Here is a 19,655-nt window from a genome sequence, read left to right as displayed (position 1 = left end):
GGGTCAGGTCTAGAGGGAAGGATGAAATACCTCTTGCTGGCCCTTCCGCTGGTCCTCCTTCTGGGCCTGGGGAGTCCGGTTGCTGCGGAAACCCCCGCCAAGGTGAAAGTGGGAGTTTGGATAAACGCCATAGAAAAGGTAGACTTGCCCTCTCAGACCTTTACCATCGATTTCTACATATGGTTCAAGTACAAAGGAGAAAAGCCGGATATCGAGTTTTTAAAGGGGACCCCTTCGGTCATCAGTTTCATTCGACAGGAGGAGAGGAATGGGGAGAACTACCTGGAGTACAGGGTGAAGGGGGTCTATGTGAGCTCCTTAAACTTTCGAAACTTCCCTTTCGATGAGCATCTTCTAAGGGTGGAGTTGGAGGACAAGTACCGCGGAATTTCAGAATTGATTTTCGAGCCGGATGAGGAGGAAAGCGGCTTGGATCCCAACCTCACGATTCCAGGCTGGCAGGTGAAGGATTTTAGGCTCTCTGTCGATGAGCATGTGTATCCGGATGAAAGTTATTCCAAGTTCTCCTTTGGGGTTACAGTGTACAGGTCGAAGATTTCAGCCTTTTTCAAATATTTCTTCCCCATCCTCATCATTACCCTCATTTCTCTCCTAACTTTCTCGATTTCCGTTAAGAACTTCGGACAGCGAGTGGGAATCTGCGTTACCACCCTGATGTCTGCCGTGGCCTATCACCTGACAGCTCTCAGCGGCTTGCCTTCCCTGGGATACCTCACCCTTTTCGACAGGATCATGCTGGTGGTTTACACCCTTTTCTTCTATAATCTCATCGTTTCGGTACAGGCGATGAGGCTGGTGGAAGCGGGCAAGGTGAAAAGAGCGGAAGAATTCGAAACGAAAATGCAGAACCTTCTTCCCCTCCTCGTGCTGGGACTCTTCTTCATTTACGTAGTCGTGCTGAGCTTCCTGTAACGGTCCCTAGTGAAGGTGAAGAAAAGGAGGGTGGCGATGGTTTTGGCATCCTCTATTCGATTGGATTCTATCATTTTCAGAGCCTTTTCGAAAGGAACCTTCACCACTTTTATTTCCTCCCCCAAATCGCGATGTGGGGAGGAAGGTTCTAGATCGGAGGCTAGAAAAGAGTGGAGCTTTTCCGTGCTATATCCTGGAGCCAAATACATTTCGAAGAGCTTTTCCATCCTTCTTGCCTTGTAGCCAGTCTCTTCTTCTAGCTCTCTCCTAGCACATTCAAGGTAATCTTCTCCCTTTTCCAAAGTTCCTGCAGGTATTTCGTAGATCCACTTGCCTATGGCGGGGCGATATTGTTTCAACAAAAGAATTTTATCCCTTTCCAGAAGTGGTAAGATGGCAACGGCGCCAGGGTGTTCCACCACTTCCCTGAACACGAATTTCCCCGAAGGGACGGGAAGATAGGTCAGTTTTACGGAAAGGCGCTTTCCCCTGAAGACGTATTGGTTTATGGTGTCAGCCTTCTTCTGTCCCTGGGGAAAAGTACCACCTCCCTTATGTTGTTCATCCCCGTTATGACCATCGTGAGCCTGTCCAATCCAAGACCAAAACCAGCATGGGGAGGCATTCCGTACCTGAAGTTCTTCAAATGGGATTCAAAACTCTCCGGTCTTAGACCCTTCTCCTTTAACCTCTTGACGAGTAGCTCTTCCTGGTGGATTCTCGTGCCTCCTGAAGCCAGTTCGAGTTCTCCATACATGAGGTCGAAAGCCTCGCAGATTTCCTCCCTTCCTTCCTTTGGCATGATGTAGAAAGGTTTGATGGCGGTGGGCCAATCCGTTATGAAATAAGGTCCTTTCATGAGCTCACCCAACTTTCTCTCAGCGGGTGTGGAAAAATCCTCACCCCATTTGATCTTTAAGCCAGCGGTTTCTAGCTTCCGTAGGGCTTCATCGTAGGTGAGCCTTGGAAAAGGTTTGGTGGGGATTTCCAATTCTTTCTCCAGCGTCTGGAGTTCCCGCCCGCACCTTTCTTTCACCCCAGCGAAAATTTCGACGATCATTTCTTCCAGGATCTCCATCACATCTTCTTGAGTGACGAAGGCCGCTTCTATGTCTATGGAAATTGTTTCGTTGAGGTGGCGAGTGGTATCGTGTTCTTCAGCCCTGAAGATGGGGCCTATCTCGAAGACCCTGTCGAAACAGCCGGTGAGGACTTCCTTATAGAGTTGGGGGCTTTGGCTGAGGAAGGCCTCTCTCTCGAAATAAGTTATCGGAAAGAGGGCAGCCCCACTTTCCGTGGCCGTGGCCACTATCTTGGGTGTATGCACTTCCAGGAAACCTTTTCCGGTAAGGAACTCACGCACGATCCTCACGATCTCATGCTTTATCTTGAAGATGGCTAGCTGTCTGGGGTGGCGTAGGTCTAGGAGTCTGGAATCCAGCCTGGTGTCAAGATTCGATTTTATCTTTCCGGTGGGTTCTAGGGGTAAAGGGGAAAGAGCTCGATTGAGGAGCCTTATTTCATGTGGGATTACCTCCACCCCTTTCGGCGCTTGGGGTGCCCTGACCACTTTTCCCCTCACTGCCACGCAGGATTGAGGGGTGAGTTGGCCTATCTTCTCCAAAGTGTCTTCGCTCACCTTTCCCCTAGGGGCCGTTATTTGGAGAAAACCTTCTCGGTCTTGGAGTAAGAAGAATTTTAGACCTCCCAGATCTCTTATGGCGCCTACATATCCCATCACCGTTACTTCCTTTCCCTCCAGTTCTGGGGCTATCTGGGAAGTAAAGTGGGTCCTCCTCCAGTCTCCCAGCTTTGAAGTCACCATGCACCAATTCTTTTCTTCTCAGGTAAAAAACCGCAAGGTAAAAAAGAAAAAAAATCTCGGAAAAAGCTTTCAGCTCTTTCCGAGAACTATTTCTATGGTGGACACGTTAATTTTTTCGCCGCTTTCCGTTTGGAGTTCTTCCGTGCCGATGGTTATGCTCTTGGGGACCAATCCCTGAATGAACCTATTCCTGAGGATCTCCGCTACATCGACTGCCCTGCTTATGGCTTTGCCCCTGGCTTTCAACACTACTTCCTTGCCTCCCTGGTTGAACTGCGTGATGGCAGCCAGTACATAGTTCATAACGGGCTTGGTCCCCACAAACACGGCATTGTCAGCGGCGCCTTTTTTCGTGCTTTCTGCCATGCTCTAGCCCTCCTTTTTTGATGTCTTTTTGCTCGTACCTGTTAAATACTTTTTCCCAGCCCCTTTTGAAGAGACATTACCATTCTTTTTTGCATGTTTTCCTGCACTTCTTGGAGGGTTTTCTTCCCCCTTAGAAGATCGAGGTAATCGGCCAAATCGTCGAACATGAGTTGGGCGATTTCCTCTTCGAGTAGACCCAAATAGAGAGCCAGCTCCAGGGTATAGAAAGCACGTACGAGGTTGTCCTTTCCCCTTTTCCACCTTTTCCAGGCCCCAGATCTCCCCATCCCCACTTTTAGGCCTATTTCCTCGAAGTTTCTGGCCTTTCCCAAATAGTATAGGAGGAGTGTTTGAAGGGTTTTTTCATCAAAAAAGGAATTTTTAAGGAGAATTTTTACCAAAGGGCTATTTTTTATCTCTTTTATTTCATTTTTCCCCTTTTCCGTCGACATTCTTTTCCCATTAACTTTTGCATCTTTCCCCCTAAGAATGTTTCCATTTTATGGAAACATGGGAAAAGATGGGGAACCTTCTGAATGGGAGGAGTGGTTCGAAGGTTTTGTTGGATCTCTTCCCGATTGGAGGGAGAGAAGAACTTAAATGTAGGCTCCGAGTCTACTTTTGTAGGAAAAAGGTCTACGTGAGTAGGATGAAAGCCTACAAAAGCTTAGGAAGCAGGTCTACAAGGCGTAGACCTTTTTCCTACAGTGTAGGAAGGGGGCCAACGGAATGAAAATAGCCGAGTTCTTCCCCTCCACCATGCGGGTAGAAATAGTGCGTGAGATGGTCAAGAAAATGGGTATTCGTCCTGTTTCGAACTACATAGGCGTCAACTCAAAAACAGTTTACAAATACAACTTGGGGGAAGCCGTTCCAAGAGATGAGACCCTGGTTCGCCTCCTTCAGGTTCTGAGGGAGAAGGATCCCGGCATGTTTTGGGAATGTGTAGAAAAACTTCAAAGGGATTTCGAAGAGGCTCTTTCCGCTCTAAGAGAAGGGAAGGAAGAACCAGAACCCGTGAAAAAATCCCCCCTACAGGGGGTAGAAATGTCAAGGTTCGAAGTCTACGAGAAGCTGGGGATTGAAAATCCCTCGGAGAGGATAAGGTTGGCAAGGATTCTTTCCTTTCTAACTTCGCACGATGAGTTAAACATGAAAGAGCTAGAGGAAAAAACAATGCTTCCCAAAAAGGAATTGGAGGATTACATGGAAAAATTGCTTCACCATGGGATTTTGGAAAGAACGGATAGGGGAACCTACCGGGTGAGGATCAGATGCAGATTGTAAGAGAAAGGGTTGGTCTCGAATCCTTCCACATGGATACTTTTGAACGGAAAAAAGCCTCCCTCTTTAAAAAGTGGGGATGGAAGTTTTTCCCTTTTGCCCAAACGGATCCTCTTCCCCACCCAAAGCTAATGGTTCCTCATCAAAGGGAAGAAGTTGTTAAATTGGTGGATTTGATAAGAGAGGGTGATCTCGTCACTTTTGTGGTTTCTGATTTTGGGATGGGAAAGACCACTCTTTGTAAATACCTTTGTGAGGTTCTTCCCCTCCAAGATCCTCACTTGCTAACGGTTTTCATTCCAGCCCAATCGATAGAAACTCCAGAACAAATGTTACGTCTTCTTCTGAATAGACTGGAAATAGAGGCCGGAGGGGATCTCACCGAGGAATTTGAGAAATTCTATAGATGGCATCAAACCTATCCAGAATCCAAGTTGGTGGTCTTTGTTGACGAATTCCCCGAGCTCGACGTTAAAGTGGCAGAGATGATCCGCGCACTGGCCGATTTGAGGAATGTAACTTGGGTCCTGAATGGAAGGAAAGAACAGATTCTGAACTATCTTCAGGAATATGTGCCTTCTCTCCTGAGCAGGAAGAGATACATGCTGGAAATGAAACCGCTTTCCCTTGAAGAAGTGCGGGAACTTCTCCTCCTCAGAATGGCATGGGCTAGGGGGGAGAATAATCCGAAGGGAGACCCCCTTTTCCCTTTTACTCCTTCGAGCATCAGGAAGATTTACAGGTTATCGAGAGGGATTCCGAGAGAAGTACTTCGGCTGGCGAGCGAGGCAGTTTATTCTGCCATAGAAAAAGAGGCTTTCAAGATTTCAGCTTCTTTGGTGGGTGAGAAAATTCCTAGAAAGAGAAGAAGGAGTTTCAAAAAAAGGACGAAGAGCAAGCCAAAATCGAAGCCCAGGCCCAAGCGCTCGAAGAAGAGAAAGACCAGGAGATTTAGATTTTTTGGTAGGTAAATATAAACCCCCCCTTTCCCTATAAAATCGATGATACCAAAATTTGACTTTCATATTCACACTATTTACTCAGATGGCTCTGCTTCTTCGGATTTGGTATTAGAAGCGGCAGCCGGAAGGGCTCTGGAGGCCGTGGCCATCACCGATCATGGTCCGGGTCTTAGTGTAGGAGCAGAAGCTCCAAAGTTTCTACAATTAGCCGAGGAAGTGCGTAGGATGCGGGAAGAAAGCGGATTTAGGATCTTAGCCGGCGTTGAAAGCAACATAAGTCCAAACGGGGTTTTGGATTTGGATGGTGAAATTCTAAAGAAACTAGATTTGGTCACTGCAGGAGTACACTACCTCAATTCCAAAGATTGTAGAACTCAGGCCATGGAATATCTAAGAGCGGTGAGGGAGGCCTTGCGCTCTCGTAGCTTCAGGATTCTAGTCCATCCACTGTACTACAATAAGTCTCTCCTGCCTTGGATTCCCCGAGAAGACATGGAAGAGTTTGTGGAGGAGCTGGCTGGAGCGGAGGTGGCAGTGGAACTTAATTCCAAGTACCGGACTCCCGACAAGGAGTTTTTGCAGGAATGTCTTCGCAAGGGGGTGAAGTTGAGCATAGGAACGGATGCCCATCACTTGGGAGAAGTAGGAGCGGTGGAATGGCAATTGTCCGTTCTCAGAAAACTTGGGGTGAAGAGAGAAGATCTTATACTGGATTTTCTTTAATCATTTCTCCAACTTTCTTTCTTCAACTTCCCCTCTAGGCTCTATTTCAGAAAAAATCTGGGCAGTGAATTTGCTTATCTTAACGTCTTTTCTGAGCCAAAAATCAGCCCCTAGACCTGCCTTCATACAAGTTTGTGAAAGGAATTCTTCCGGGTCCCAGTTCCATTCCACAGCTACTTGAGGCAAGAGAAGACCGGAAAAGCCCCTCCATTCCACTATCAATCCATCCCTTCCAATTTTTACGTGGGAAGGATATTCTCTGGGATTCTTCACCACAATGAGTTCAGGAGGACTCAACACACTTACTTCAATGGTGATTTCTTCCATTTCTTCCATAGTCACGGGTGGAAATCTGGGATCGGAAGTTGCAGAAGAAATGGCTGCCTTTATTGTGGCTTCTGCCAGAGGAAGGCTGGGAAAGGGAAAACCTATGCAGCCCCTCAATTCTCCTTGTTTCAAGAGGGTCACGAAAACTCCTCTAGGTTTCTTCAGTTTTTCGGGTACTTCCTCTTCTAAAAGTTCTCCATCCAGGAGATATTTTTCTATGGCCTTTCTTGCCAACCTTACAAGAAAGGTGCCCTCTTCTAACGTGAGTTTCAAGATTTCACCTCCAAATCTCTTCCGCAACCTTCGAGATGTTTTCCCAATGTTTTCCTTTCCAGTATATCTTACCACACTCCGAACAGACCCAAAAAATCTTTTTTCTTTCCACTACAGGTTTGGGTAGAATCCCTTCGACTTCTTCCACTTTCTTTTTCCTCAGTCTTCCGTTGCACATAGGACATCTGGAGTTTTCCTGATTTATTTCTATCCTCCTCCCACATTCTACGGAAATTTCACGTAACATGGAAGGAATGGTGTTTGCCCGCAGAAAGAGGGTCTTAACTCCAGCTTTGCAAGCTCTCCGATACAATTCTAAGTCCTTGGTTAAGAGTATACGATCCTCTCTTTTGGCCTTTCTTATTAGGTATAGATCCTGCTTTTTGCTCGATATTTTCAGCTCTCCAACGTAGACGACATCCTGACCAGCGAGGCGTAACCATCTGGTCAGTTTTCCCAACATCCCATCGGTTAAGAACTTCATTATCCTAGTGTTTGTTTCGTTTCTGGCATGAAAGTGTTTTCCACTATAAAAAGGGCTTCAGCCAAAGGAGGAAGGTGGAGCATTACGATATAATAGTGATAGGAGCGGGCCCTGCAGGTTGTTCTGCAGCCAAAAAGGCAGCGGAAGAGGGGGCCAAGGTCTTACTCTTGGAACTTCAATCCCAAGTTGGAGGACCCACCAAGTCCCCAGTTTGGGTACCCGATGATTTCTTTAGACATGAGTTCAAGAGAGCCGAGGTTTCCGAAGTAGCTTCCCTCCATATACACGCTGTAGGGGAAGACCTGATCCTCCAAGCTGAAGGAAAGATAATAGACCGCCAGATTCTAGAAAAACTTTTGGCCGCTAAAGCGGCTGAGGCTGGAGCTGAGCTTTGGTTGGGCAGCCCGGTGAAGGAGCTCCTGACGGAAAAAGAGAGGGTGAAGGGGGTAGTGGTGGAGAGTGGTGGATGGAGGGAAGGAGTGGGAGGAGAAGTGGTCATAGATGCGAGTGGAAGCGGTTGGGAACTTTCCGGTATTTTCAGGCGTCGTCTGGGGGGATGGAAAAGAGAGGAAATGATTTTTTTGAGCGAGTACATGATGGCAAATGCTCTTCCGAAGAAGGAAGTGGAGATTTGGTTTACTTCCTATTTTGCCCCTGGTGGAAAGGTTTGGATTTATCCACTGGAGGATGGATTTGCCCAGTTCGGTATAAGTGGCCTGCGTTTACATCCCGATGCCGCTCTCGACGAATTCTTGGGAGTGGAAAACCCTAAGAGATTAGAGCGGGCTGTTCCCTTAGCATCCTTTAGGAGTCAGCTGCCTATCGATGACCCTTCCCTTCCTTCCTGTGGGGAGGGGATTCTTGCTGTAGGTAGCACAGCTTCTCAGACTAGAGTTTTCTCGAGTGGGCTTTCCTTGGTTTTGGAGTGCGGGGAGATAGCAGGAGAAGTAGCGGTGGATAGTATAACGGAGGGGGATACGAGCAAGGAAGGTCTTCTTCCCTACGAGAAGAGATGGAAGGAAAAATTTCTAGGGGAACTAAGAGCGGAAAGGGTCCTGCATAAATCCCTTTCTGTGGCTTGGGATAGGAAGTTCAAGGAGCTGATCAGGCTGGCTAGGGAAGAGGTGGAACTCCAGCGCTCCCTTCTGTGTTTGATGGAAGGAAAGGAGGTGGGGAAGGCCCTTCTGAGAATGGTGGAAAGAAGGGAGGTGGAAGGGATTCTGGGAGAAGAGGCCGCTGAGCGCATCAAGACTTTGTTGAGAGGAGGGACGGAAGAATGAAATGCCCCTCTTGTGGGAGTACCAGAGTAATCGAGGACAGCATAAGAGGGGAAAGAATATGCACCTCATGCGGTTTGGTTTTGATGGAACGCTTGTTTCACCAGAGTTTACCTTATTCCGAAGAAAGTTCAGGCTTTTCGGAACTTGACGAAGCCCTTCATGATTTGGGGTTGGGTACCACTTTTAAGGTGAGTAGGGATCTTCCGCCAAGCGAGAGGGCGAAGCTCAGAAGGATGCGTTTTCTCCATGAACGCTCTAGAGCTGTGAGGTGGCACGAGAAGAGTTTGAGGGAGGCACTCATCCAAGTGGAAAAGATATGTGGGGATCTTTCTTTGCCCAATGAGATCAGGAAAGAGGTGAGTCAGCTTTACCGCAAATGCAGAAAGGAGGGTCTGACGAGGGGGCAAAAATCCTGCCTGATTTTGGCCTCGTTGGTTTTCATGGTTTGCAGACTCCGCGGTCTTCCTAGGACGGAAAGGGAAATCGTGAGGGTGTTGGTGGAGAGGGAGAAGATGAAAGAGGAGAAGGCTAGAATGGCCTTGAGGAGGATGACCAAAACCCTGGGACGCAAGTTGGGGTTAAAACTCCCTCCTTCCTCACCCAGACTTTACTTGGACAGGTTTGCTTCCCAGCTCCACTTGCCAGCCGAAGTTTTGAGAAGGGCCCATGAACTTTGTGGTGAGTTCGGAGAGATGGGTGGAAAACCCGCCAACCTAGTGGCGGCCGCCCTGTTGTATAATGCTGCCAGGGAGATGGGGATAGGACTTACCCTGAAAAGAGTGGCCGAGGAGGTGGGGGTGGGAGTCTCCAGTCTGTGTAGGTTTTCCCAAAGGATTTCCAGGAAATTGCCGGAATAATGATACCTCCCCTCCCCCCCACTTCGATCGTTCTTCCCAGTAGGTGTAGATGACCTGTTATGGCTGAGACACAGGCGTCCAGTTCGTGAATTCCCCTTTTTCCCTTTATCTCCCACCCCCTTTTCACCAGGCTTCTGGCCCATTCCTCCTTTTTGGAGGTGCCAAAAAGGATTTTGCCGGAAGTCTTAGGGTGTACTTCTATCACCATGATCTTCTTCTTCCTTAGATTCAGGCTCAGGGAAATCCCTCTAGAGGTAAGGCTTCGCATTCCGGAAAGGGTTGGGGGAAAGACCCTAAACCCCATTCTAATGAGGGCAAGATCTGAAGGGCGTAGGGAGCCATGCTTTGGAAAGGAAAGGGGAGCATCCACGGCGACGAGTTTAACCCCTTCCCGTTCACAAAGTTTTTCGATTTCTTCATCTTCGTGTACCAAAAGTGTGCGTAGGGTAGACCCCTGGAGCAAGGCTATTCCACTGGGATTAGCGGGTATCCCAGCCAGATCCACTCCCATGATCCGCATCAATATTCTCTATGGATTTCTCTAACTAAGGGTTTGGCCAAATGCCTTCTACATCTGGGAGGCACCTCGAAGGTCCCCTTTTTTACTCCCCTCTCCACTTCTTCGATTTCTGGCCTGGCTTGTGGGAAATGTCTTCCGCATTTCTTACATGAATATCCCTTCCCCTTTCCTTCGGACTTCAAGCTCTTCCCGCAGTTTGGACACCGCGGGTTTCTCTTCTTGAAGATGGGAACCAGTTCCAGAATGGAAAGTTTCTCCAAATTGATGGTGGGAGGAACTCCTGGTTCCTTTCTCACCCCACCGAAGACCCTGACCAAATCTCCCTCCCTCAAGCCCCTAACTATCTCCCTGAAACTCCGTGTGGGTTCATAGGCAGCACAATCCACTTTCCCAGTCCCGTCATCGAGGGTGAAGATCACGTGTCCACCTGGTATGGTCCTGGGATTTCCTACCACCCTTCCTTCCAAGATCACCGAGATATACGGTTTTATCTCCGAAGCCTTGCTCTCCTTCAAGTGTTCGTCGGTCCCCTGGTTGGTTTTGTAGATGATGGTGAACTCCACAGGCTCCAGGGTTTTCACGAGTTGATGTGCCCTGAGGACGGCTTCCGGAGTTTCTCCCCTGATACCGTAAAGCACGGGACAGGGGGTATGGGGGGTTATCCTTATCTCGCCCGTTTCATAATCAACGTTATCGAAGGTATGTGGATAAGTCAGACGATCCATCATGAAGACGGAGGCCGGATCCACCTTCCTCGGTTTCCCCCAATACTTCCTACTGCGGTAAGCGATTAGTTCGTATGTCCAGTCTTTTTCTAGGGGATGTCCAATAGCCGCCAAGGCCCCGATGATTCCCCTTCCCTCCTTAAACTTGTGAAGTTCTGCTCCTATTTTCTTCGCTATCCTCTCTGCTTCTTCCATTTCCACCACCTCTTGTACCACTTTTTTGCTGTATCTCTTCAGTTCCTCGGGAATTTTGGGGGAAGAATAGAAAACCACTCCCGGATTGGTAGTTTCTACCTCCAGGTCCGCCAGCGATCGCACGGTTTCCAAAACTCTCTCCTTTGCCTTTTGGACTCTAGAGGGGGGAAGTTCCAAGGTAAAAGCCACTGCGCAGTTCCCCCTAGTCTTGTGTGGCCACATGGGATTCAACCTAACCAGCTTAGGAAAGCCCTTAAGCTCCATACCTTCCTCCTGTAGGTGTTTGATGGCCATAGCTCCCACATAGGTGGTACACATGCCCCGCTTGGAATCGGTATCGTCTATCCCCACGTGCAGCTCCATCATCTTTTAGAGGAGGTCCAAATACTTGGGAATTATGAAAGAACCAATCCTTATGGGGGAAAAGGGAAAAGAAAAATGAGAGCATGGATCCATGGCTCAAACTAAGGGAAGAAGTGGCAAGTATCTTGCAGGAGGGGGTAAACTCGTTGGGTTGGGAGCCACCTCGCAAGGTGGAGGAAACCCTCACCCAACCTCCTGATCCAAGTTTGGGAGATCTGAGTTCGACCCTCTGCCTTGAGTTGGCCAAAGGGATGGGAAGATCCCCTCAAGAAATAGCACAGGAACTCGTGGGAAGGATGAGATGTAGAGGATTGTTGGAGAGGATAGAGGCCGTGCGTGGCTACCTGAATTTTTTCGTTCACCTCCCTTCCTTCGCCGATCTCACCCTGACTGAAATCGAAAAAGCAGGTGAGAGGTATGGGAGAGGAGAGGAGGGAAAAGGGAAGAAGGTGATAATAGAACACACGAGCGTGAATCCTACCAAACCCCTGCATATCGGTCATGGTAGAAACGCCGTTTTGGGGGATACGGTGGCTAGGATTCTGAGGGAGAGGGGTTACACCGTAGAGGTACACAACTATATAGATGACTTGGGAAGACAGATGGCGGAAACCCTAGTGGCACTTTCGGAGATAAAGGAGAAACCGAAGGGAAAATTTGACCACATTTTGGGAAGGTTGTATGTGGAATTGCATCACCTGCTGGAGGATCATCCAGAACTCGAGAAGAAGGTGGAGGAGGTACTTCGCGAACTGGAAAGGGGAGGGAAGCTTTCGGAGAGGGCTAGGAAAATTGCCGAAAGGTGCGTGAAGGCCAATCTCCTAACCACAGACAGGCTGGGGGTGAGTTATGATTTGTTGGTTTGGGAAAGCGATTTGGTCAGGTCGGGTATTCTCCAGGAAGTATTGGAGAGGCTCAAGCGCACTCCCTATCTGGTTAGGGGGGAAGGAGAAAAAGCAGGGACTTGGGTCCTGCGTTTACCTGGCGAAGAGGAGAAAGTTTTGATAAGATCGGATGGGACGGCGGTTTATACAGCTAGGGACATTGCCTATCAACTTTGGAAATTTGGTCTTACGGAACGAACGTTGAAGTTTAGGTTTCATTCTGAGAGGAGGGATGGGACCAAGACCTACACCACATGCAAAGGTGGAAGGGTAATGAGACGTTTCGGTCATGCGGAAATGGTTATAAACGTGGTGGGGGCAGAACAAAAATTTCCCCAACGGGTGGTTTCTTCCGCCCTGAAGGCCATGGGCTTTCATAGGGAGGCAGAAAATTCCCATCATTTGGCATACGAGCATGTGCGTCTTCCGGGCAACAGGTTTTCCGGGAGGAAGGGGACTTGGATAGGTTTCACCGTCGATGAAGTGCTGGAGGAGGCCATCTCCAGGGCTAAAGAACTGGTAAAGGACCGCTCTGTGAGCGAGCCCCTTCGAAAGAGAATACCGGAGGGAGTGGCAGTGGGTGCAGTGAGATTTTCCCTCCTCAACACTTCCCCTGAAAAGGAAATAGTCTTCAAGTGGGAAGAGGCTCTCAACTTCGATAGGAACAGCGGTCCCGCCGTTCAGTACTCCTATGCCAGGGCCTGTAGCATCCTCAGAAAAGCAGGTAAAAGAAAGATCAAGCCCGTCTGCGTTTTTGAGCTTCGGGAGGAGAAAGAACTCTTGAAGCTTTTGGCCCAATATCCGGGTACGGTCCGACAGGCCGGAGAAAAATATCAGCCCAGTTTACTGACGAGATACGCAGCGGATCTTTCCCTCTCTTTTAACAAATTCTACGAAGTCGCCCCAGTTTTGGAAGCGAGCACAGAGGAGCTTCGTCATTCCCGTTTGAGATTGGTTAGAGCCACCAAGGTCGTTTTGGAGAACACCATGAGGTTGCTGGGAATCCCCGTGTTGGAGAGGATGTAGTTTCATAACTTCGGGTCATCTCACTCTCTGGGACCAAAGTTTAAGGAAGAAGCTTCCTCCCCGAAATACGATGGGAGACCTCAGAATCTTCAGAAGAAAGTTGGACGAAGGGGGAAAGCTAGCTCTTCCCAGGACCCTTCTCAGACTTTTCCAAGAAGAGGTGAAAATTTTGGGCTCTAATCCCATTGCGATCGTTTGTCCAGCAGGAATGGATTTGGAAGAAATAGAAAATCATCTTCGCCATCTTCTCCTGGAAGTAAGGAAGAAAGTGAACGGACTGGACTCTAGGTACTTCACCCATTAGGGTTTTTCACCTTGGGGAAACTTTTTCTCCAATGGGAAATTTTTTATACCGTTTATTAAAAAAGAAAGAGATGCCTGAGGATTTCCTAATAGTAAAGGATCTTACCAAGGAATTCACTCCCGGTCTTCCCATTGTTAGGAACATCTCCTTCACCCTTGGAGAGGCCAAGACCTTCGGACTTCTGGGTAAAAGCGGACAGGGAAAGTCCGTGATCATGCAGGCCATCCGTGGGGTCCCAGAGTATGAGCCCACAAGTGGTGAAATCATTTTCAGGGTAGCATATTGTCCAAATTGTCATTGGGTAGAATATCCCTCCCAAGCTGGGGAGCCCTGCCCCAAATGTTCTACCAGAATGGAATTCAGAGAAGTAAACTACTGGGAAGAGCTTAATAAGCAAAGCAGGATTGGAAAATCCATCCACGACAGAATAGCCATCATGCCCCAGAGAGGGTTCTCCCTCTATAGTGAGTTCCCAGCAGTGGAAAACATCAGAAGGGTCTTACTGAGCATAGGATATCCCGAGGCAGAGGTTGACCTAAGGGCGGTAGAGCTCCTCTCGAGCGTGAGGCTCCAGCACAGGCTTCTCCACTTGGGTAGGGACCTTTCAGGTGGGGAAAAGCAAAGGGTTATCTTCGCCATGTGCCTGGCAAGGAATCCCCTGCTCTTCCTTGCCGATGAGCCTACGGGCACCCTAGACCCCATCACCAGTGTGGTGGTTTCGAACGTGATAAAGGAAGCCGTAGAGAAGAGCAAGGTATCCCTCCTGCTCACCTCCCATTGGCCAGAGGCCGTGAAGATGCTCACGGAAGAGGCCATCCTCCTGGAAAATGGAGAGGCCGTGATGAAAGGGAAATCCGAGGACATCTACAGGGCCTTCATGGAAAAGGTGGAGAAACTCGAGGTCCAGAGGTTCAAGGGTGTTAAACCCATAGTGAAGTGCGAAGGGGTGAGAAAGTGGTATTACACCTTCGACAGGGGGTTGGTAAAGGCTGTGGATGGTGTAGACTTGGAGATTTACGAAGGAGAGGTCTTCGGTATAGTGGGATTGAGTGGGAGCGGGAAGACTACCCTAGCTCACATGATAATAGGTCTCAAACCCGTGACGCAGGGAAAAATAGTCGTGCGTATAGGGGAAGAATGGATAGACATGGGCATTCCAGGCCCGGACGAGAGGGGGAGGGCCACCGTCCACATGGATATCCTGCATCAGGAGTATACTCTGCATGCGGGGAGGATTATCCTAGAGAACCTCATCGGTGTGGTGACGGAACCCTTACCTGAAGAGGTGAAAACCCAAAGGGCCTATGAAGTTCTGAGAGCGGTGAATTTCACCGATCCCGAGATAGATTATCTCCTCTACAAACTCCCCGATCAGCTTAGCGAAGGGGAAAGACACAGGGTTTGCATAGCGAGATCCCTCATGAAGAAGCCAAAGCTGGTTCTTCTGGATGAACCTACTGGGACAGCAGACCCCATCACGAGGGTGGAGATAGCCAAGAGCATAAGGAGTGCCAGGGATGCGTTGGGCCAGACCTATCTGATTATAAGCCACGACATCGACTTTATGAAGCTTGCCTGTGACCGGGCGATGTACATGAGGCACGGAAAGGTCCAGGCCATTGGAGATCCCGACGAGATCATCGACTTGATGGTAAGAACGGAAAGGGCCGCGTTGGAGGAGGGTTAGGATGGCTTACGATGAAAACCTGACGGAGGAAATTAAGCGTCTGGCGCTTTCGCTTGGTGCGGATAAGGTAGGAATAGGAGAGGCGGAAAGAGCGGACAAAACACCCATGTTCTTCGCGTCCCCCTTCTCTTTCATAAAGGATGCAAAGGCAGTGGTTTCCTTTTGCCTGAAGTATCCGGAAGGTTCCCTTGACTTCTCCAAGGAAGACTTCTTCGTCATTCTTTCTTCCTACGCTTCGGTGAGGGAGAGCATGCTTAAGAGACTCAATGAAATTGCCTTAGCCCTTTCCAGGGAACTGGAGAAAAAAGGTTACAAGGCCACACCCCTGGAAGCCAACCTGCCTGTGGATGAGAGAAGATGGGTGAGTTGCCTGCTTTCGCACAGGTACTTAGCCCAAATTTCGGGCCTAGGGGATATAGGGGTCAACAACCTCCTTATCACACCCGAATGGGGGCCGAGGGTAGAGCTCGGGAGCGTGATCACGAATGCTCCTTTGAAACCCGATGGTCCGAGGCTGGCTGGTAGGATTTACGAAGAAACCTGCAAAACCTGCTTCAAATGTGTGGAAGCCTGTCCCACCCAAGCCCTTACCCGAGAAAAGGTGCCTCCCTACAACTTCGAGCTCAATAGGTGTCTTTGGGCCACCCAAGGTTGGCTGATGCTCTCCAAGATAGAGATCCCACCAGAGGAGTGGATAACCGCTAGACCCACTTCTATGGTCATGGTTCCCAAATATACTGCCAAATATCCCTTCATCAAGGTCTACCAAGAGTGGCAGAAGAGGAAAATGGACTTCCCATGCTGTATCGAATGCATGCTGGCTTGTCCCGTGGGAAAGAAGTGAGGTGGGAAATTGCTGGAATGTACAGCCTGTGGCTGGAAGGGGCGTGAAGAGGAGACGGTCATGGTGTATGTGTGCCCAGACTGCGGCACCGGACACTTGAAGCTCTTCCGCATCCTCAAGAGAAGGGATGGAAAGTTACAATGTCCCAAATGTACTTGGATAGGACTTCCGGAAGAAGCCGTTAAAGAGCCGGAATGTCCGAAGTGTGGGAATCCCTACCTGAAAGAACTACCTGTGGTTACCTAACCTTAAGCTACTTACAGGGCCTTGGCTACTAATTCTGTGAGGTCGTAGACTTGTAAAGGTATGTTGGAAGCCTCTACCGCATCGCTCAGATTTCTTCTACAGAAGGGACAAGTGGAGACAATGGCTTGGGCACCTGTTTCTTGGGCCTCCTTCAATCTTTCCGTAGCAGTCCAGATGGCCCACTCCGGGTATGCTGACTTAACGCCTCCCCCCGCCCCGCAACACCATGAAAGTTCACGGTTTCTGAGCATTTCAGTGAATTTTATGCCAGGTAAAGACTTCAGAACGTTTCTCGGGGGTTCAAAAACTTTCTCCTTTTCTAGCTCCGATAGGTAGATGGATACGTGCCTACCGGAGTGGCAGGGATCGTGGTAAGTTACATGGAGGTTGATGGGGTTGGAGAAACGAAGCTTCCCTTCTCTCAGGAGTAGATCCAAGAATTCTGCCGTGGTCAGGATTTCAAAATCCGGTTGTAATCCGAACATCTTGGGATAATCGAGCTTCAAGGTCTTGTAACATCCTCCGCAGGAGGTGATGACCCTTTTCGCCCCTGCATCCTTCAGGACATCCATGTTGTGCTTAGCCACCTCTTCAGCCAACTTCCTCTGTCCTGTGCGCAGCAGGGGAGAGCCACAGCACCATTCATCCTCTCCCAAGAGACCGAATTCTATTCCCAGTTTCTTGAAAATCTCTACCGTGGATCGGGCAATCATTTGCTGACGGTACGAGGCGGTACATCCTACAAAGTAGATGGTCTCGGCCTTTCTGGGATATTTACTCCCGTTGGCCCAGACTGCCCGATTTTGGGAGGGTTCATGATAAGGATTGTGGTTGACCCTCACGCTTTCCCCGTATTTAACATGAGCCGGGAGGGGACCCCATCCTATCTCCGCCAAGTAGGCCCTGAGATCCTCCATGATCTTCACGGTGTCTTCGGCTTTGTATCCTAGCCCTGAGTGCTCTTTACAATTGACCGAGCAAGAACCACACAGAGTACACCCGTAAACGACGTTCAAGAAAGCTTGAGTGGGTACAGTGATGATGTCCTCGTTCAGTCCCCTCACGAGCTCCATCTTTCCATAGGAGTAGAAAGCTTCGTGACCGAAGTAGGTTCCGCTGGGACAGTTGTTCACCACTCTTCCCAGTTTGTGGTAATCCCCCACAGCGCATGCCCTACAGTGAGCACAGAGGTAACTTAACTTGTGCCACTTCTTTATCGTCTCAGTTTTCGGAGGCACAAAAATCTACGGCTTGTTTTCTTTATAAGTATTTCGCTTTATGTGTTTGGAAGTAATCACAAAAAGGAAAAATTTTCTTCTTTTTTATGACAAAGAGGAAGAATATCCGATAAGTTTATAAACATTCGAGGTGAAGAAAGAGGATGCCCCTTACGGAACAGGAGCTGATCCAAGAAATAGAGCGGAGGGCCATAGACAACAAAGAAAAAGCTTCTCTGGTGCGTGAAGGGAAGCTTTCAGGTGATACCGTAATCTATGTTGCCTTTTCACCCTATCTCCCGTGTCTCATAAGGACGGGAGCTGCAGAAGCAAGAACCCTTTTCGGAATGAAGGCTGAAATGGCCTGTCATGTATTGAATGAAGCCAACGAAGTCGTTTTCTCTTATTTGATAAGATTCGATGAGGGTTATGTCACGGATTATAGGAGATTGGATCTCAACCTCACCCATCCCGTTGCGGGTACTCCTTTGCGGGACGCGTTTAAGGGTAAAAGCGTTTATTGGAAAAATCCCACAGGATTAATATTTGCCAGTGAGATCGTGGATCCCACCCGGAAAGACAAAAGTTATAAACTCTTCACCGGAGTAGGCTACCTGAAGGATTTCGAGGAGGGAATGGCTATACCGGACGAAAACTTGGATGCGAAATGTACCCTCAACTACGATCTGCTTGAGATAAGGAAAAGGGCAGCCATCTATCCGATGCCTGCCACCATGAGGGGTTTCCTCCTCATGGGAAGGACAGATTTCACGGACTGGTTGAGGGAGATCTTGGGAGGGGAGGACCTTCTTCCCCTCATTCCCACACTAAAAGAGAGGATGGGGAGGTAGCATGGAAGCGGGAGTCCAGAAGGACAGGATTTTGGCCCTCCTCCAAGACATCGTGGGACCCGAGCATGCTTCTGCCGATCCAGCCCTTCTCATTCCTTATTCCAGGGATCAGCACTGGCCCATCGCGGGTATGCACATGCCCGATTACGTGGTCAGACCGAAGACCGTGGAAGAAGTTCAGAAGATCCTTCGCCTCGCCAACAGGTATAGAATACCCGTAATCCCCGTAAGCAGCAACACCAATGTTAGGGGTCTCACCATCCCCCACCATGGTGGTATCATCCTGGATTTGAAGAGAATGGACTATTTGGAAATAGATCCGAAGAACAGGGCGGCCATCATAGGTCCGGGTGTTAGCTGTGCCAAACTGGCTGATGAAGCGGAGAAGTATGGATTGAGACCAGTCATCCCGGGAGCACCTTCCACGGTTAACATGCTCTCCAACTGTTTGTTGAGGGGAGTGTCCAACATAGGTCCGAGGTACGGTCATACTGGGGAGCAGGTGCTGGGGATGGAGATAGTTCTGCCCACGGGTGAGATCCTTTACACTGGGGCCATGGCTTTCCCCAACATCGGTCCATACTTCAGGTATTTCGGTCCTGATCTGGCGGGTCTCTTCCAGGGTCAGCCAGGGATTATGGGAGTAGTGACCAAAATGGCGGTAAAGCTCTACCCCTTACCCGAACGTCAGGAGATGTTCATGTGTGGGTTTAGCCAGAGGGAAGGTGAGCCCGAGGAAGGACCCCTGCGCAGGGCAATGGCTTTCATGCACGACCTCATGCTTCACGACCCTCCCGTCATAACCTTTGGCGTGATCCTCCACTGGGTAGCGGCAGCGATTACCCTCGTGGAAAGAAGGGAAGACATAGAGGCTTTCAAGGGGACCCTAGGTGACTGGGTGGTGTTGGGTTCCATTGAAGGTTCTAGAGAATTCGTGAAATATGCAAGATCGGTGGTAGAGAAAGAAATCAAGAAACACTGGGACAACATAGACGAGGGAAGGGAAGTGGTTCTCATGTCCAAAATGCTCAGGGACGAATTGAAGGCGGCAAGGAGAATCTTTAGATGGTTTAGATTGGGGAACTACTATGCCCTGGCCTGGTGGGGCCCGCTGGACAGGTTCGACAAGTACTTCTTCGAGGCCCTCAAGATATGGAAGGGTCTGGGGATTACGGAGGAGCTCTCCATCGTGGGAATTCCAGCCTATCCCTACGTGGGCCAGCTGACCTATTATGAGTTCGACAGTTTCTGGGATTCCACCGATGAGAGGAACACGGAGAAGATCAAGAAATTCACGGAGATAATGTATCAGAAACTCATCGATTTGGGAATCTATTGCTGGTTCAGACCCTACCCGGGGGTCTTCGAGAGTACCATTCCCAGGCTCAAGGGATGTATGGGTGAACTTTGGTGGAAGATCAAGAAGCTTCTGGACCCCAACAACATCATGAATCCAGGAAAGGTTTTCCCCGAGTAGGT

The 19,655-nt window shown here is 49.2% G+C and carries 21 protein-coding genes; 13 read left to right on the top strand and 8 right to left on the bottom strand.

Annotation, left to right across the window (positions count from 1 at the left end):
• Positions 1 to 21 precede the first annotated feature (21 nt).
• Entirely contained in the window at positions 22 to 933 is a 912-nt protein-coding gene (locus QXG22_03750; GenBank protein ID MEM0359110.1) for a hypothetical protein, read from the top strand.
• Here QXG22_03750 and QXG22_03745 read toward each other — a convergent pair.
• The 4 genes from QXG22_03745 to QXG22_03730 form a co-directional block, all read right to left on the bottom strand.
• Positions 906 to 1,352 carry an NUDIX hydrolase gene (locus QXG22_03745; GenBank protein ID MEM0359109.1) on the bottom strand — a complete coding sequence of 149 codons (447 nt, stop codon included), beginning with the start codon at positions 1,350 to 1,352 and terminating at the stop codon, positions 906 to 908. The genes QXG22_03750 and QXG22_03745 overlap by 28 nt on opposite strands.
• Before the next feature lie 86 nt (positions 1,353 to 1,438).
• Positions 1,439 to 2,758: an aspartate--tRNA(Asn) ligase gene (aspS, locus tag QXG22_03740; protein MEM0359108.1), complete on the bottom strand. Its 1,320-nt coding sequence runs from the start codon at positions 2,756 to 2,758 to the stop codon at positions 1,439 to 1,441.
• A 69-nt stretch (positions 2,759 to 2,827) separates the two neighbouring features.
• Positions 2,828 to 3,124 carry a DNA-binding protein Alba gene (gene albA / locus QXG22_03735; GenBank protein MEM0359107.1) on the bottom strand — a complete coding sequence of 99 codons (297 nt, stop codon included), beginning with the start codon at positions 3,122 to 3,124 and terminating at the stop codon, positions 2,828 to 2,830.
• A gap of 41 nt (positions 3,125 to 3,165) precedes the next feature.
• A complete protein-coding gene (locus tag QXG22_03730; GenBank protein ID MEM0359106.1) occupies positions 3,166 to 3,456 on the bottom strand; it encodes a hypothetical protein in 291 nt (96 codons plus the stop codon).
• Positions 3,457 to 3,853: 397 nt separating this feature from the next.
• Between QXG22_03730 and QXG22_03725 the strand changes: the two genes are divergently transcribed.
• The 3 genes from QXG22_03725 (at position 3,854) to QXG22_03715 (ending at position 6,093) form a co-directional block, all read left to right on the top strand.
• Positions 3,854 to 4,411, top strand: a complete 558-nt coding sequence (locus QXG22_03725) for a hypothetical protein (protein ID MEM0359105.1) — start codon at positions 3,854 to 3,856, stop codon at positions 4,409 to 4,411.
• A 128-nt stretch (positions 4,412 to 4,539) separates the two neighbouring features.
• On the top strand, positions 4,540 to 5,379 hold the full coding sequence (locus QXG22_03720; GenBank protein MEM0359104.1) for an ATP-binding protein: 840 nt from the start codon (positions 4,540 to 4,542) through the stop codon (positions 5,377 to 5,379).
• Positions 5,380 to 5,409: 30 nt separating this feature from the next.
• Positions 5,410 to 6,093 (top strand): PHP domain-containing protein, encoded by a 684-nt coding sequence (locus QXG22_03715; GenBank protein ID MEM0359103.1) that lies wholly within the window; start codon positions 5,410 to 5,412, stop codon positions 6,091 to 6,093.
• On the opposite strand, the gene QXG22_03710 is transcribed toward QXG22_03715, so the two are convergent.
• Both QXG22_03710 and QXG22_03705 read right to left on the bottom strand, forming a co-directional pair.
• A complete protein-coding gene (locus QXG22_03710; protein ID MEM0359102.1) occupies positions 6,094 to 6,768 on the bottom strand; it encodes a TIGR00296 family protein in 675 nt (224 codons plus the stop codon).
• The gene (locus QXG22_03705; protein MEM0359101.1) at positions 6,698 to 7,177 is read right to left on the bottom strand and encodes a DUF5615 family PIN-like protein; all 480 of its coding nucleotides are present in this window, start codon (positions 7,175 to 7,177) and stop codon (positions 6,698 to 6,700) included. Before QXG22_03705 ends, QXG22_03710 begins: the two co-directional genes overlap by 71 nt.
• A gap of 11 nt (positions 7,178 to 7,188) precedes the next feature.
• Between QXG22_03705 and QXG22_03700 the strand changes: the two genes are divergently transcribed.
• Together QXG22_03700 and QXG22_03695 are read left to right on the top strand one after the other, a co-directional pair.
• Positions 7,189 to 8,457, top strand: a complete 1,269-nt coding sequence (locus tag QXG22_03700; protein ID MEM0359100.1) for an NAD(P)/FAD-dependent oxidoreductase — start codon at positions 7,189 to 7,191, stop codon at positions 8,455 to 8,457.
• 83 nt (positions 8,458 to 8,540) lie between these two features.
• Positions 8,541 to 9,314: a transcription initiation factor IIB family protein gene (locus QXG22_03695; protein MEM0359099.1), complete on the top strand. Its 774-nt coding sequence runs from the start codon at positions 8,541 to 8,543 to the stop codon at positions 9,312 to 9,314.
• Positions 9,315 to 9,833: 519 nt separating this feature from the next.
• Here the strand turns inward: QXG22_03695 and QXG22_03690 are convergent.
• The gene (locus tag QXG22_03690) at positions 9,834 to 11,120 is read right to left on the bottom strand and encodes a tRNA(Ile)(2)-agmatinylcytidine synthase (GenBank protein ID MEM0359098.1); all 1,287 of its coding nucleotides are present in this window, start codon (positions 11,118 to 11,120) and stop codon (positions 9,834 to 9,836) included.
• A gap of 80 nt (positions 11,121 to 11,200) precedes the next feature.
• Here QXG22_03690 and QXG22_03685 point away from each other — a divergent pair, with 80 nt between their 5' ends.
• The 5 genes from QXG22_03685 to QXG22_03665 all read left to right on the top strand — a co-directional run bounded on the left by QXG22_03685 (position 11,201) and on the right by QXG22_03665 (position 16,108).
• Positions 11,201 to 13,027, top strand: coding sequence for an arginine--tRNA ligase (locus tag QXG22_03685; protein MEM0359097.1), 1,827 nt, complete (start codon positions 11,201 to 11,203; stop codon positions 13,025 to 13,027).
• A 70-nt stretch (positions 13,028 to 13,097) separates the two neighbouring features.
• The gene (locus QXG22_03680) at positions 13,098 to 13,331 is read left to right on the top strand and encodes a hypothetical protein (GenBank protein ID MEM0359096.1); all 234 of its coding nucleotides are present in this window, start codon (positions 13,098 to 13,100) and stop codon (positions 13,329 to 13,331) included.
• A 70-nt stretch (positions 13,332 to 13,401) separates the two neighbouring features.
• The gene (atwA, locus tag QXG22_03675) at positions 13,402 to 15,018 is read left to right on the top strand and encodes a methyl coenzyme M reductase system, component A2 (protein MEM0359095.1); all 1,617 of its coding nucleotides are present in this window, start codon (positions 13,402 to 13,404) and stop codon (positions 15,016 to 15,018) included.
• A gap of 1 nt (position 15,019) precedes the next feature.
• Positions 15,020 to 15,862, top strand: coding sequence for a hypothetical protein (locus QXG22_03670; protein ID MEM0359094.1), 843 nt, complete (start codon positions 15,020 to 15,022; stop codon positions 15,860 to 15,862).
• 9 nt (positions 15,863 to 15,871) lie between these two features.
• Positions 15,872 to 16,108, top strand: a complete 237-nt coding sequence (locus tag QXG22_03665; protein MEM0359093.1) for a hypothetical protein — start codon at positions 15,872 to 15,874, stop codon at positions 16,106 to 16,108.
• Positions 16,109 to 16,119: 11 nt separating this feature from the next.
• On the opposite strand, the gene QXG22_03660 is transcribed toward QXG22_03665, so the two are convergent.
• Positions 16,120 to 17,346 carry a heterodisulfide reductase-related iron-sulfur binding cluster gene (locus tag QXG22_03660; GenBank protein ID MEM0359092.1) on the bottom strand — a complete coding sequence of 409 codons (1,227 nt, stop codon included), beginning with the start codon at positions 17,344 to 17,346 and terminating at the stop codon, positions 16,120 to 16,122.
• 143 nt (positions 17,347 to 17,489) lie between these two features.
• Here QXG22_03660 and QXG22_03655 point away from each other — a divergent pair, with 143 nt between their 5' ends.
• Positions 17,490 to 18,176 (top strand): hypothetical protein, encoded by a 687-nt coding sequence (locus QXG22_03655; GenBank protein MEM0359091.1) that lies wholly within the window; start codon positions 17,490 to 17,492, stop codon positions 18,174 to 18,176.
• A 1-nt stretch (position 18,177) separates the two neighbouring features.
• The gene (locus QXG22_03650; protein ID MEM0359090.1) at positions 18,178 to 19,653 is read left to right on the top strand and encodes an FAD-binding oxidoreductase; all 1,476 of its coding nucleotides are present in this window, start codon (positions 18,178 to 18,180) and stop codon (positions 19,651 to 19,653) included.
• The last annotated feature ends 2 nt before the right edge of the window (positions 19,654 to 19,655 follow it).

The sequence above is a fragment of the Candidatus Hadarchaeales archaeon genome, assembly GCA_038736355.1.
Taxonomy (GTDB): Archaea; Hadarchaeota; Hadarchaeia; order Hadarchaeales; family WYZ-LMO6; genus WYZ-LMO6.
Note: the sequence above shows the minus strand (reverse complement) of the source record. Positions and strands in the feature narration are given on the sequence as shown.